Consider the following 13242-nt stretch of genomic DNA (forward strand, 5'->3'; position numbering starts at 1 on the left):
GTCCGCTTAAACCCTTGCTCCATTTGCCACTCCTTCAATGCATCGAAAAAGTGACAACCTATTTCAGGACGGGTCACCCTAACGAAAAAAGCCGGTCGCGTGAAACGACCGGCTTTTTTTTGGCGTGCTGAACACGCCAGATGTGCCAGACAGCTTACTTCGCGCGGAAGTTGTCGTGGCAGCTCTTGCAAGTCTGCGCAGCCTCGCCGAAAGCGGTCTTGATCGACGCGAGGTCGCCACCCTTGGCCACCGTGTTGAGCTTGGCCACAGCGGTTTCCATCTTCTCGGCCGCTTGCTGGAACTTCGCCTTGTCGGAGAAGACTTCCGGCTTGGCTTTGCTCTTGCCGTTGGTCTGACCGCCGTCAAAGGCGGGCCACGGCAGCTTCGAGAGCGTGGCGACGAGTTCGGCGTTCTTTGCCACGTCGTCCTTGTTGAACGGCGCGTCGCCCTTGACCACGGCACCGATGCGGCCGAAGTGGTTGCCCATCAGAAACAGCGCGGATTGACGGTACTCGACGGCGTCGTCGGCTTTGGCGAACTGGGCTTGAGCGAGGGTCGGCGTGAGGACGGCGGCGGCAAGCGCAGCCACTGCGAGAGTGAACTTCATCCGTGGGGTTCTCCTTATGGTTTGTGCGGCTATGATACACACCAACTTGCGCACCCGTATGACACGATGGTCATAAGAACAGAAGCCAGCCATAAGGTCGACGAACAAAGACGAAAACCGAAGAACCATGCAAAACGGGCCGCAGAAGCGGCCCGTCTTGATAATGCGGATAAAGCGTCGCGAGCTTACACGCGCTTGGCGAGCGACTCGGCGATACCGACGTAGTTCGCCGGCGTCATTTCCAGCAGACGCGCCTTGGCATCTTCCGGAATGGCCAGTTGCTTGATGAACGCTTGCAGCGCTTCGCGGGTGATGCCCTTACCACGCGTGAGCTCCTTCAACTGCTCGTACGGGTTCGGCACACCGAAGCGACGCATCACGGTCTGTACCGGCTCGGCCAGCACTTCCCATGTGTTGTCGAGGTCTTCGTCCAGACGCTGCGGGTTCACTTCGAGCTTGGCCAGACCGCGCAGGCACGAGTCGTACGCCAGCAGGCTGTAACCGAAGGCCACGCCGATGTTGCGCAGCACAGTCGAGTCCGTCAGGTCACGCTGCCAGCGCGAGACCGGCAGCTTGTCGGCCAGGTGACGCAGCACGGCGTTGGCCAGACCGAGGTTGCCTTCCGAGTTTTCGAAGTCGATCGGGTTGACCTTGTGCGGCATGGTCGACGAGCCGATTTCGCCAGCCTTCGTCTTCTGCTTGAAGTAGCCGACCGAGATGTAACCCCAGATGTCACGATTCAGGTCGAGCAGGATCGTGTTGGCACGGGCCACGGCGTCGAACAGCTCGGCCATGTAGTCGTGCGGTTCGATCTGGATCGTGTACGGGTTGAACGTGAGGCCCAGACGCTGTTCGATGACCGTCTTCGAGAACGTCTCCCAGTCGTATTCCGGGTAGGCCGACAGGTGGGCGTTGTAGTTACCCACAGCACCGTTCATCTTCGCGAGCAGTTCGACGCGACGCACGCGCTCCAGCGCACGCGCCAGACGCACCGCGACGTTGGCGATTTCCTTGCCGAGCGTGGTCGGCGAGGCCGGCTGACCGTGCGTGCGCGAGAGCATCGGCTGGGCGGCATGTTCACGCGCCAGTTCGCCAAGCTTGGTCACGAGCGATTCGAGGGCCGGGACGATGACTTCGTCGCGCGCGCCCTTGAGCATCATGCCGTGCGAGGTGTTGTTGATGTCTTCCGACGTGCAGGCGAAGTGAATGAACTCGCTTGCCTTCTCCAGTTCGGCCTGACCCTGTACCTTTTCCTTGAGCCAGTACTCCACGGCCTTCACGTCGTGGTTCGTGACCTTCTCGATGTCCTTGATGCGTTGAGCATCCGCGTTCGAGAAGTTGGCCGCCAAATTCAGCAGGAACGTCTCCGCCGCGCCCGAGAACGGGGCGATTTCGGCGAAACCGGCCTTGGACAGGGCGATCAGCCAGTGGATTTCGACCTTCACGCGGTTGCGCATGAATGCCGCCTCGGACAGCCAGGGACGCAGGGCGTCGGTCTTGCTGGCGTAACGGCCGTCGAGCGGGGAGAGCGCGGTCAATGGGGAGAATTCGTCGGACATGGCACTGGGCACCGAAAAAGAAAATCGGGGGAGCCGGCGATGTGCCAACTCGGAAAGGCCAGTATTTTACCATTCCCCGGCCCCGGCCATCCCACACGTTATACTCTGCTCCGCGCTACAGCGATTTATCAAGGATTCACATGAAGTTGATCGGTGCCCTCGCCAGTCCCTACGTTCGTAAAGTCCGCATCGTGCTGGCTGAGAAAAAGCTCGACTACAAGCTCGAACTGGAGAACGTCTGGGCCGACGACACCCGCATCCAGCAGTCGAACCCGATCGGCAAAGTGCCGTGTCTGGTGATGGAAGACGGCGAAGCCGTGTTCGATTCCCGGGTCATCTGCGAGTACCTCGACACCCTCTCCCCGGTCGGTAAGCTCATCCCCCCATCGGGTCGCGAACGCGCCGAAGTGCGTTGCTGGGAAGCCCTCGCCGATGGCGTGACGGACGCCGCCGTCCAGATTCGCGTCGAAAAGATGTTCCACGACGAAGCCTCGCGCTCACAGGTGTTCATTGCGCGTCAGGTCGGCAAGATCGACGAAAGCCTGCGGGCGATGGCACGCGGGCTCGACGAGCGCCAATGGTGCGCGGGCAATCGCCTGACGCTGGCCGACGTGGCCGTCGTCTGTGCGCTCGGCTATCTCGACTTCCGCTATCAGGAAATCGACTGGCGCGCCGCTCACCCGAACCTTGCGCGTCACTTCGAACGCATGGCTGCCCGCCCGTCGGTCGCGGACACGGTGCCGACGGACGTCGTGCCAGCGCTTTGATGTGACACGGCGCGGGCGACGCTTCGCAGCGCCCGCGCCGCCCCCAATGTCCCGCGTCCCATTGCGCCGCCGTTCTGCGCTTCCGGGCCTCCTCCCCAGCCTCACCCGTCGCCGTGCCCGGCGGGCCGGAGCGCCGCCCCGGCGGTACGCTCCCGCACGCGCGACGGCATAACAACCGCCGGTTGGTCCCGCCGCCGGGCATCAGCTTTGCCCGCTCGACTTGCGGCGTCGGCCGACGGGCTGCGTGTAATCAGTTCTCCGAGCCCCTGTAGCAGACGCCACACGCGGGCGTTCTTGTCGTCCGCGACGTCAGCCCTGTCGGACCTCTCGACACTCCCGGCTTTCGCGACCTTTCGCACATTCGCGATCTTGTCCCGCATGTCGTTCCGCCCCATGTCATCCGTCTGGACGAGTGTCTGCGCGACAGACGACGAGGCAACGCCTCTCGATGCCAGCGGCGCTACGTCGGCATCCGCACCTGCGGGACCGCGCAGACGCGAGTAACTCGCCAGGACCTTCCGCACGTAGTTCTGCGTCTCCGGGTACGGCGGCACCTGACGGCCATACCGCAATACCGCACCCTCTCCGGCGTTGTAGGCCGCGAGCGCCAGACTGACATCGTCATCGAACCGCGAGAGCAGCCAACGCAGATACGACGCGCCTGCGCGCAGGTTCTCGGCAGGGTCTTCGAGACGGCGGACACCGAAACGCTGCCCGGTGCGTGGCAGTATCTGCATCAGCCCGATGGCGCCGCGCCCCGAGACTGCCTGCGGGTCGTATCCCGACTCGGTGTCGATGATCGCGTGCAGCAGGGCCGCATCGACGGAGGTCGCCCGGGCCGCGCGACGCACGAGCGCATCGAAGGGGAGCTTTGCAAGCACCGCGGTGGCGGCAGCGCCGGGGTTCGCGGGTGCGCGGCGGTCCAGCATTGCCGGATCAGCAAGATCGGGACGGTTGCCCAGACCGGACGCGACGTCCGGGCCGGCCTCCGGGTTCCGTCCCGCTGGCGCCGCCGCCGTCCTTGCCGTCCTCGCCGACACGATGGACGGTGGCGTCGGGGCCGGGGCCTCCCGTAACGGCGAGACGAGGCGCCTCGCGGCATCGATCACAGTGGTTGCATCAGGCGCGCGCAACGTCTCACGCGCCTCGCGCACCCCGATCCCTGTGCCAGCGGCGGCCCCCGTCGTATTGGCAACACGCCCCGCCGTCGGCACTGCGATCTGCGCATCCGCAACTCTTGGATGATGCGGCAGCAATCCCCGATCCGCCGCCAACGATGGCAAACCGCCCAGCCCCAGCGCGCCGCACATCAGCAACACGTGACGCCAGCGCCGCCGCCGCCGATTCGTCGGCCACTCGCTCATACGCCCTCCCCATCGCGAGTGCGCATCGTGGGACGTGCCGGTGTTTCGGCCTCAACCGAGGACGTCTGCACCTCATAAGGCAAATCCAGTGCGAGACGCAGAATGGCAGCCACCGCGTCAAAGAGGTCTGGCGGGATCGGCGCATCGATTTCGACATCGTCCATCAGCCGCCGCGCCACCGGCACGTGCTCGACGACCGGAACGCCCTCGCGCTCCGCAATCCGCACAATCGTGCGCGCACGCGCGTGGCGGCCTTTTTCGATCACCAGCGGCACGGCCGTCTCACCCGGCACGTAGCGCAGGCAAATGGCGAGACGCGTCGGGTTGCGCACCACGGCCGTCGACCGCTTGACGTTGTCCGACAGGCTCCCGCTCTCGATCGTCTCCCGATGAATCTCGCGCCGCTTGTTCTTCAGGTCGCGGTTGCCCTCCACTTCCTTGGTCTCACGCTTGATTTCGTCGTGAGACATCATGAGCTGCTTGCGCAACTGATACTTCTGATACGCGAAGTCCAAACCACCGAACACGACATAAGCGATCACCAGCACCGCCATCAACCAGAACATCAACCGCACGGTGAGCGCCAGCCCGCAAGACGGGCCGCACTGCGCAAGCACGGCCAGCGACGGCGTGTACTGCCGGATCAGATAGAAAAAGACCACGCCCAGCACGACAACCTTGACGAGCGACTTCGCGAACTCGAAAAGCGATTGCATCGAGAACAGTTGCTTGGCTTTGGCGACGGGATCGATACGCTCATACTTCGGACGAATCACTTCCGGCGCGACCAGTGCCCCTACTTGCAGGATCATCGCGAGCCACGTCGTCACGATCAGCAGCACAGCGAGGCCGCCAGCGAAGCGCACGAAGATCAATAGCGACGGGCCGAGCATGCCCTGTACAGCTTCATCCACCGGATCGCGCAGCACGAGCAGCATGCGGGCAATCAGCGCTTGCAGCGCATCGTAAAGGGCGGGCCCCTCGAACATCAGCCATGCGAGCGTCGCACCGAGTTGCATGCAGACGGCAAGATCGGCGCTCTTGGCGACGCGCCCCTTCTTGCGCTCGTCCTGAATCTTCTTGGGTGTTGGGGGAAGGTTCTTCTCGCTCACGCGCGCCTCACGAAGCGGGAAGCGTCATGGCCGCCCACGTGCGGAGCACCTCGGGCAGGCGATACCAGTGCGCGAGCGGCACGGCAATGGCGAACGGCAGACTTGCGACAGTCACGAGCAACGCCATCGCGCTCTTGACCGGCATGGCGAGGAAGAACACGTTGAGTTGCTGCGCCGCGCGGTTCACGAAGCCCATCGACATATCGACGAGCACCATCACGACCATCGCTGGTAACGCCACCGCCACGCACATGACCTGCATCGCCTGCCAGAGCGACAGCAGCCAGGCGACGGACGCGTCCTCCCATCGCCAAGGTTGCCCGATAGGCACAGCAACGTAGGAGTCGTACAGCGCGCTCAGCACCGCATGTGCCGCCGGAGTGACGAAGAAGAGCACGCAGAGCATCTGCGTCAACGCAATGCCGAAGATCGACGATTGCGCGCTCATGAGCGGATTGAGCACGCTGGCCATCGATGCCCCGCGCATGGTGTCGATCACGTACCCCGTCATATCGACGGCCCAGAACGGTAGCGTAGCCACGAACCCCACAAGACCGCCAATGAAGAGCTCGCGCAGGATCAACATGCCCCACGCGCTCCATTGCGTTGGCATATCGGGCGTCGCATGCACGAGCGCGACGACCGGCAACGCGAGCGCGAGCACCAGCGCGTTGCGCAACATACCTGCACCGAGCATGCCGACCGACAGCACAGGCAGCAACATCGCAACGCCTAGCGGGCGCAACATCGCCACGCCCCACGCCAGCGTCCAGCCGAACAGGTCGGACCAAAGTGGCGCGATCAGCGTGTCGGATGACGCGGCTAGGGCAGCGATCCTCGGCATATCGACCATATCGACCATCGCGCTCACCCCATCCTGCTGATTTGCTCGAACGCGCTACCCGCGTAGTTGAGCAACACATGGCCCATCCATGCATAAGTCGCGGCCAGCGTGACCGACACGGCAATGAGCTTGATGAGGAACTGGACGGTCTGATCCTGCACCTGCGTGAGGGCCTGCACCAGTGACACCAGCACGCCGACTGCGGACGCAACGACGACCGTCGGCAATGACATCAGCAACGTGAGCCAGAGCATTTCACTAGTGAGATTGACGACGATGGCTTCGCTCATAAGCAGGATCCCGGCGGCGTCATGCGTACGAGAGCATCAACTGCCGCACCAGTTGCTCCCAACCGTTCATCATCACGAAGATGAGCAACTTGAATGGCAGGGCGATGGTCATGGGCGAGACCATCATCATCCCCATCGCGAGCAGGATGTTCGAGATCACCAGATCGATCACGATGAACGGCAGATAGAGCAGCAAACCGATCTTGAAGGCCTCGGCCAACTGACTCAGCGCGAAGGCAGGCATCAACACGAGTAGCGAGTCCGCACCCAGCCGGTCGCGATGCGCCTCCGGCCACGTCTCACTTCCCAGCCCGGCGAAGAAGTCGCGTTGTCTGGCGTCGGTGTGACGGGTGAGGAACGCACGGTACGGCGAGAGCACGCTGGCGTCGACGTCGGCCACGAAGTTTTTCGATGAGAGCGAAACCGGACGGGAACCGAGATTCGCTTCGATGTCGAAGGCGACCGGCGCCATGATGAAACACGTGAGGACAAGCGAGAGACCGTAGATCGCGACGTTGGGCGGGATCTGCTGCGTACCCAGCGCGTTGCGTAGCAGCGCGAAGACAACCGCCAGTTTCAGGAAAGCAGTCCCCAGCACCACCAGCAACGGCATGATCGAGAGCAGCGATAGCAAGACAACAAGCTGCACCGGGTGGTCGAGCAAGGACATACGAACTCCAATGAACGCCTTCGTCCGCCGGACAGGCAGGCCGACCGGAACGGACGAAGGAAGAGAGAGCAGGACGAGGCGAAACGACATGGCCGGCACGCAGCCGCATGCTGACGAGGCACGACGCATAGGTCGTCGATCGGCAAATGGTAGGACGTGGCGGAATGCACGCCCATCGGGTCACGACCCGAAATCAGGGCATCGGATCGATGTGCACCGCGAGACGTCCGTCGCCGAAGCGTAATAGCCGTCCGTTGGCCCATGGCGTGCCGTCGCGCCAGAGTGAGATACGTGCGGCGCTCAAAACGCTTTGCGGTGCGCGCTCATGTGACGTCGCGCGCCCGAGATGCCACGCCGCCAGACTCGGAACGGGCACCGCCCTTTCGGCAATGACCGCGACCAGACGGGTACATGACGCGGCGCCGCCTTCAACGGCGCCCGGTGTCGGGAGATCGGGTAACACGACGTGTCGCCCCGACGGTTGTCCGTCACACATGGCAATGGCTCGCGCGCCGTCGAGCAGCCAGTACTCGCCGGACGCAACGTCGGCCGCCACGTCGAGAAGTACCGCACCGCCCTCACGCAGACGGTCGCAAAGCGACGCTGGGAGCTCGGCCCAGCCCGCCGCGAGGGTGCATCGACGCGTCGGGAAACCGGACGGGTCCAATGGTGTGTCGCACCGCACCGCGCGCTGGCAACGGTCCGTGAGCCACGACGTCACACCGTCGAGATGCACTAACGCCAGCCGACGCGCCCCGCGCTGTAACACGATGCCGATGCGCCACGTCGCCTCGACGGATTCCCGCGTGATCGCCGTCACCTGCGGCCAGGAAGTCGGCGCAGCGAATGTGTCCGGGCATTCCCGACGCATCGCGGCAGCGGACCGTTCCGTGTCCGACGCGCTCCCGGCCATCGCCTCGCGCTCCGGCTCGTCCTCACCCTCGATGTCTGCGCCCTCCGTTGCTAGGGTCAGCGACGCGGCGCTTACCCGCCAGTCCGGCGGCAAGGCCTCCCACGACGGTACAGGAAGCCGGTCGTCGAGCCACGCTGCCCATTGTCCGGCGTCGCACCAGAAGTGCGTCTGACCCACGACGCCCTCATCGACCCGTGCAGTCGCAACGAGCCCGTCACCCCCTGCGCGAAGCCATCCGACGCACACCTCCGTCTCGCCTTCGATGAAGCGCACGCAGCCCGTGCCCGCGAGTACCCCCTCCAACGCAACGCCGACATCCCGCGTCAGCGGATGATCCGACTCCGTGCCTGTCTCACGGAACATAACGCGCCTCGACTTCGACCGTGACGGGCAGCGCGAAGCGTGACGTCAACGTCCGGGAGAGTTGCCCTCGATGCGCCAGCAGTCGGCGATACATCGTCAGACGCGCGCACAGCAGACTCACGGTAAGGCCCTGCCGTCCGCGACGCGCTTCGACAACCAGTGTGTCCAGCGCACCGCCATGCACGACGACGCGCAGCGCGCTTGCGCTGTCCCAGTTTGCGTCCTGACGGGTATGCCAGACACGCAACCAGCGCAGGACATCGGCGGGACCGGTCACGCAAGCTGCAGGTTCGCCCGTCAACGCAAATGCTCGCTCGTCCCGTTCGTCGCGGTCAGCCCGGCCGTTGTTTCGTGCTTGCGAAACCGCTGTCGTGTCGCGTCGTTGCGAAAGCGATCGTTCCGACAGACTGCCGAACGCGTCGGCGGACAAGCCACTGCGGCGAATGGTATTCATTGTGAAGTCCTCGAAATGGCGGTTGGAATGGAAACGGATCACCGTGGGGAATCAACTTAAGTCCGGTAGAACTCCAGCAACTCCCGCAATTTCTCCTGTTTCCGGGAGTTGCTCTGAAGGCGTTCGCGCTGCTCGCGCACATGGGCCTCGGCTTGCTGCGCGATGTCGATTGCCTTGCTGTGCCGGGCTTTGGCGTCGACCAGCGAAGCGCGCTCCTCCTCCACGAGACGCGCCGCACCTGCCGCCTCGCGCGGCCCGTACACGCCGCCGCGCGACAACGCCCTCTGCCATACATCACGTTGAACATCGCAAGCGCGCTCACAGGTAACGACGTTATCGGCGGCCTCCCTTGCTGCCAACATGAGACGTGCCAACGCGGCGCGTAAGCCTGCTTCCCGACGTTGCGCCAGCATCGCCAACGCGGCGATGCCTTCGCGGTCTTTCAGTTCGCGAGATGTTCGAGCCATGCGAGGGTGTCGTCGAACGGCGCCACCTCGTGCTGGGCCTGACAAAGGAAAGCACGGATGTCCGGCGCGCGCGCCAGTGCCTCGTCCGTATCGGGATCGTTGCCTGCCTGATACTCGCCGACACGGACCAGCAGTTCGACGTCGGCCGCAAGCGCCATCGCGCGGCGCACGCGTGCAGCGCTTTCTACATGCTGTGCACCTGCGACTTGCGTCATCACACGGGACAGGCTCTTCGGCACGTCGATGGCGGGGTAGTGATTTTCCTGAGCCAGACGCCGCGACAACACGATGTGACCGTCGACAATCGAACGAACTTCGTCGGCGAGCGGTTCGTCCAGATTGTCCCCCTCGACCAGCACCGTATAGAACGCCGTGATGCTGCCGCGCTCGCCTGTCCCGGCGCGCTCCAGCAAACGCGGCAACCGTGCATAGAAACTCGGCGGCAAGCCACTTGTCGCCCCAAGTGGCTCACCTGCCGCCATGCCGATATCGCGCACGGCACGGCCGAACCGGGTCAGCGAATCCATGAGCAGCAGTACATCCTTTCCTTCGTCACGGAACGCTTCGGCGATCGCCGTCGCTGTGTACGCAGCCTTCATCCGTTCCAATGCCGGACGATCGGACGTGGCCACCACGCACACCGTTCTTGCGCGAGCTTGCGGCGTGAGCCCCTGCTCAATGAATTCACGCACCTCCCGGCCACGCTCGCCGATCAGCGCCAGCACGATGACATCCGCCGCTGCGCCCTGACACATCATCGCGAGCAACGTACTCTTCCCACCTCCTGCCGCCGCGAATATGCCCAGGCGCTGGCCACGGCCGCACGTCAGCATGCCGTCGATGGCCCGAATGCCAATGGGTAGATGCGTGGAGACGAGCGCGCGTCGCAGGGCTGGCGGTGGTTCGGCGTCGAGCGCACGCCACTCGACATCGGCGCTGTGCGCACCGGACTCAGTGGCCAGCGGCCGTCCCAGGCCATCGAGCACCTCACCGACCAGATGCTCGCCCACCGCCACACGCGACGACAATCCCAACGCCTGCACCAGCGCACCATTGGCCACACCCGTCGGCTCCGCATAGGGCGCGAGCCAGACGTGCCGCCCTTCCACCGCAATGACCTCCGCATCGAGCGCCGGCGACATCACCCGGCACTGCTCTCCGAGTGCTGCACCGGGCAACCGGGCCCGCATGGCGTTTGGCGTGATCTTATCGATGCGCCCGTAGCGCACCTCGCGTGGCGCGCCGCGGCGCAGGTCATCACAGGCCTTGCGCTGCGCGTCCAACGTACGACGCAGTCCATTGGCGATTCGTGCGGCATCGGGGCGGCGCATGTCAGAACGCCCCCCGCACATCGATCGTCCCCAGCACGCGAACATGCGGCTCGTCGGCAACTTCCTGGAACGACAACACCGGCAAGTCGGCACGCTCCCGCTCGATCAGCTTGCGCACAAAGCGTCGCACGTCCATGGCCGTAAACAACACAGCGGGGGTTCCGTCATGCGCATCCACCGCCCCATCGATCGCGCCGAGAATCGCGTCCGTCTGAGCGGGATTCAGGTCAGCGTACGAACCGGAAGCCGTTTGACGCACCGCAGCCCGAACGACGTCTTCGATACCGCGACCGACATTCCAACCTGTGATGTGCTCGGTGCCCCGACGAAAGCGCCGGGTGATGTGGCGGCGCAGACTCAGCCGCACGTACTCCGTGAGCATGATCTGGTCTCGCTCCTTAGGGGCCCACTCGATCAGCGCTTCGAACACACGCCGCAAGTCGCGGATCGACACCCCTTCGGCGACCAATCGTTGCAACACCTCCGCCGTTCGGCTGATCGGTAATTGGCGCTGCAACTCTTTGACGAGTTCGCCGTAGCGATCCTCCATCGCATCCATCAGGAAGCGCGCTTCCTGCACGCCCAGGAAATCGGCAGCATGCGCGTCGATGACCAGCGAGACGCAATGTGCCACGCGATCCGCACCATCGATGACAGTGCCACCGCTCGCGAGCCACGCCGCGCGCTGCCCATCCTCAAGCCAGAAGAGCGTCTGTCCACCGAACGGTAGCGGCGTCTCACGCGGCGCACCGCCTTCGAGCGCACGCAACGCGGGGATAGGATGTGTGGCGTCGTAGTGCGCCAGCGCGGCCTCCGACACCACGTCAATCGTCATGACGCTCTCGTGATAGAGCTGAATGTCCAGTCTGTCGCCCGGCAACGTGGCATCGGTCGTCACCTGCACTTCCGGCATCGGCACGCCGAACTGCTCGAACTTCTGATGCCGCAGGGCATCGATGCGTCCGGACACGGCCGCGATTCCCCCGCACGACTCCGACAACGCTACGCCGACCCTCGCCAGCAACGGCTGCGCACCGGGGCGTCCGGGTTTCGCTGCTGCGCCATCCGCACCGGCCACGGCGCCGGCTTCCGTGGCGAGCGCCCCGTCCTTAGCCCCCCGCTTTGTCCACCACGCTGCGCCGCCCGCCAGCGCAGCGAGCAACAGGAAATAGTGCATGGGAAAGCCGGGAATCAGACCGAACAGCACCAGGACGACGGCCGCCAGCGTCAGCGAGCGCGGTTGTGCTGCGAGCTGGTCGGTGAGCTCGCGCGCCAGATTGCGCCGTTGCTCACCAGGGACGCGCGTCACGATAATGCCCGCCGTAACGGAGATCAGCAGTGCAGGGATCTGCGACACGAGCCCATCGCCGATGGAGAGAATGGCGTAGATCGCCGCCGCGTCGCCCGCACTCATTCCCCGCATGAACACGCCGACGCCGATGCCGCCGAGCAGGTTGACCACGATGATGACCAGTCCGGCAATGGCGTCGCCCTTCACGAACTTCATCGCCCCGTCCATCGCACCGTAAAACTGACTTTCCTTCTGCACGATCCGGCGAAGTCGCTTGGCTTCGGCCGCATCGATCGTCCCCGCACGAAGATCGCCGTCGATGCTCATCTGCTTGCCGGGCATGCCGTCGAGCGAAAAACGCGCGCCGACTTCGGCCACCCGCTCCGAGCCTTTCGTGATCACGATGAAGTTGACGATGGTGATGATGAGAAACACGATCATGCCAACGACGATGTTCCCTCCGGCGGCAAAGTCACCGAACGTGTACACGATGTCGCCCGCGTCGGCGTGCAGCAGAATCAGTCGGCTGGTACTGATGGTCAGTCCGAGCCTGAACAGCGTCGTCATCAAAAGAACGGAAGGAAACGCGGAGAAGTCCAGAGGCTCGTTGATGTACAGCGCCACCATCAGCAGCAACAGCGAAACACCCAGATTGAGTGCAATGAGCAGATCCATCACCGACGGCGGCATCGGGATGATGATCATCAGCACGGTCACCAGCAGCAACGCCGCCAGGACAATGTCCTGACGTCCCGCTGCGGCGCGCAACCAGATCAGCACGCGCGTCATGGAAGGCTCTCCCGTTGCTGCCCGGCGTCGATCCGCTCGAGCAGGCGGCGCATGCGCACAAGACAGGCAAACCAGTCGACGGCCTGTAAGTTGGCGCTGGACGGCGGCGCAGCAATGAGCATGGGGCGGCCTTGCGCAACGCAGGCGCGCACCGGAATGCCGAGACTCCACTCCGGCGCGCACGTTTGCAGAAGTCGCGGCAGCCAACGCTCCGCACGTGCGACACGATGGAGTAACGTCAGGGCGAGCGTCACTCCCTGCGCTTCGACCTCTGTCATCAGCACGCACGGCGCGAGCGCTACGCGCATGCGCGGCTCAATGCGTTGCGGCGGCAACGCCAGTAGTTCGAAGAGGTGTTCGAGCTTGCGCTGAGTCTGAGTATCCATCGGGGGCATCCGGAGCATCGGTAACGAGGAGCTTG

General features: G+C 64.2%; 14 protein-coding genes. 1 reads left to right on the forward strand and 13 read right to left on the reverse strand.

The window, feature by feature from the left end:
• Positions 1 to 154 precede the first annotated feature (154 nt).
• Positions 155 to 607, reverse strand: coding sequence for a c-type cytochrome (locus tag PCO31010_RS25680; RefSeq protein ID WP_046290928.1), 453 nt, complete (start codon positions 605 to 607; stop codon positions 155 to 157).
• Positions 608 to 792: 185 nt separating this feature from the next.
• Positions 793 to 2166 carry an adenylosuccinate lyase gene (gene purB / locus PCO31010_RS25685; RefSeq protein ID WP_150666750.1) on the reverse strand — a complete coding sequence of 458 codons (1374 nt, stop codon included), beginning with the start codon at positions 2164 to 2166 and terminating at the stop codon, positions 793 to 795.
• 140 nt (positions 2167 to 2306) lie between these two features.
• On the opposite strand from purB, the gene PCO31010_RS25690 reads away from it, so the two are divergent.
• Positions 2307 to 2933, forward strand: a complete 627-nt coding sequence (locus PCO31010_RS25690) for a glutathione S-transferase family protein (RefSeq protein ID WP_150666751.1) — start codon at positions 2307 to 2309, stop codon at positions 2931 to 2933.
• Between the two features lie 101 nt (positions 2934 to 3034).
• Here PCO31010_RS25690 and PCO31010_RS27145 read toward each other — a convergent pair whose 3' ends face one another.
• The 11 genes from PCO31010_RS27145 to PCO31010_RS25745 form a co-directional block, all read right to left on the reverse strand.
• Positions 3035 to 4297: a lytic transglycosylase domain-containing protein gene (locus tag PCO31010_RS27145; protein ID WP_343039226.1), complete on the reverse strand. Its 1263-nt coding sequence runs from the start codon at positions 4295 to 4297 to the stop codon at positions 3035 to 3037.
• Positions 4294 to 5409, reverse strand: coding sequence for an EscU/YscU/HrcU family type III secretion system export apparatus switch protein (locus tag PCO31010_RS25700; RefSeq protein ID WP_150666752.1), 1116 nt, complete (start codon positions 5407 to 5409; stop codon positions 4294 to 4296). Before PCO31010_RS25700 ends, PCO31010_RS27145 begins: the two co-directional genes overlap by 4 nt.
• A 7-nt stretch (positions 5410 to 5416) precedes the next feature.
• On the reverse strand, positions 5417 to 6253 hold the full coding sequence (gene sctT / locus PCO31010_RS25705; protein ID WP_150666792.1) for a type III secretion system export apparatus subunit SctT: 837 nt from the start codon (positions 6251 to 6253) through the stop codon (positions 5417 to 5419).
• Between the two features lie 23 nt (positions 6254 to 6276).
• The gene (gene sctS, locus PCO31010_RS25710) at positions 6277 to 6543 is read right to left on the reverse strand and encodes a type III secretion system export apparatus subunit SctS (RefSeq protein WP_039396281.1); all 267 of its coding nucleotides are present in this window, start codon (positions 6541 to 6543) and stop codon (positions 6277 to 6279) included.
• Between the two features lie 19 nt (positions 6544 to 6562).
• The gene (gene sctR / locus PCO31010_RS25715) at positions 6563 to 7213 is read right to left on the reverse strand and encodes a type III secretion system export apparatus subunit SctR (protein WP_150666753.1); all 651 of its coding nucleotides are present in this window, start codon (positions 7211 to 7213) and stop codon (positions 6563 to 6565) included.
• Positions 7214 to 7406: 193 nt separating this feature from the next.
• Positions 7407 to 8489, reverse strand: a complete 1083-nt coding sequence (locus PCO31010_RS25720) for a hypothetical protein (RefSeq protein ID WP_150666754.1) — start codon at positions 8487 to 8489, stop codon at positions 7407 to 7409.
• Positions 8479 to 8943 (reverse strand): hypothetical protein, encoded by a 465-nt coding sequence (locus tag PCO31010_RS25725; protein ID WP_150666755.1) that lies wholly within the window; start codon positions 8941 to 8943, stop codon positions 8479 to 8481. The genes PCO31010_RS25720 and PCO31010_RS25725 overlap by 11 nt, the downstream gene beginning before the upstream one ends.
• 56 nt (positions 8944 to 8999) lie before the next feature.
• Entirely contained in the window at positions 9000 to 9410 is a 411-nt protein-coding gene (locus tag PCO31010_RS25730; protein ID WP_150666756.1) for a hypothetical protein, read from the reverse strand.
• Positions 9386 to 10741, reverse strand: a complete 1356-nt coding sequence (locus tag PCO31010_RS25735; RefSeq protein ID WP_150666757.1) for a FliI/YscN family ATPase — start codon at positions 10739 to 10741, stop codon at positions 9386 to 9388. Before PCO31010_RS25735 ends, PCO31010_RS25730 begins: the two co-directional genes overlap by 25 nt.
• A 1-nt stretch (position 10742) precedes the next feature.
• Positions 10743 to 12821, reverse strand: coding sequence for a type III secretion system export apparatus subunit SctV (sctV, locus tag PCO31010_RS25740; protein WP_150666758.1), 2079 nt, complete (start codon positions 12819 to 12821; stop codon positions 10743 to 10745).
• Positions 12818 to 13207 carry a hypothetical protein gene (locus PCO31010_RS25745; protein WP_150666759.1) on the reverse strand — a complete coding sequence of 130 codons (390 nt, stop codon included), beginning with the start codon at positions 13205 to 13207 and terminating at the stop codon, positions 12818 to 12820. The genes sctV and PCO31010_RS25745 overlap by 4 nt, the downstream gene beginning before the upstream one ends.
• Positions 13208 to 13242: the final 35 nt, after the last annotated feature.

It is taken from the genome of Pandoraea commovens (assembly GCF_902459615.1).
GTDB classification, from domain to species: Bacteria; Pseudomonadota; Gammaproteobacteria; order Burkholderiales; family Burkholderiaceae; genus Pandoraea; species Pandoraea commovens.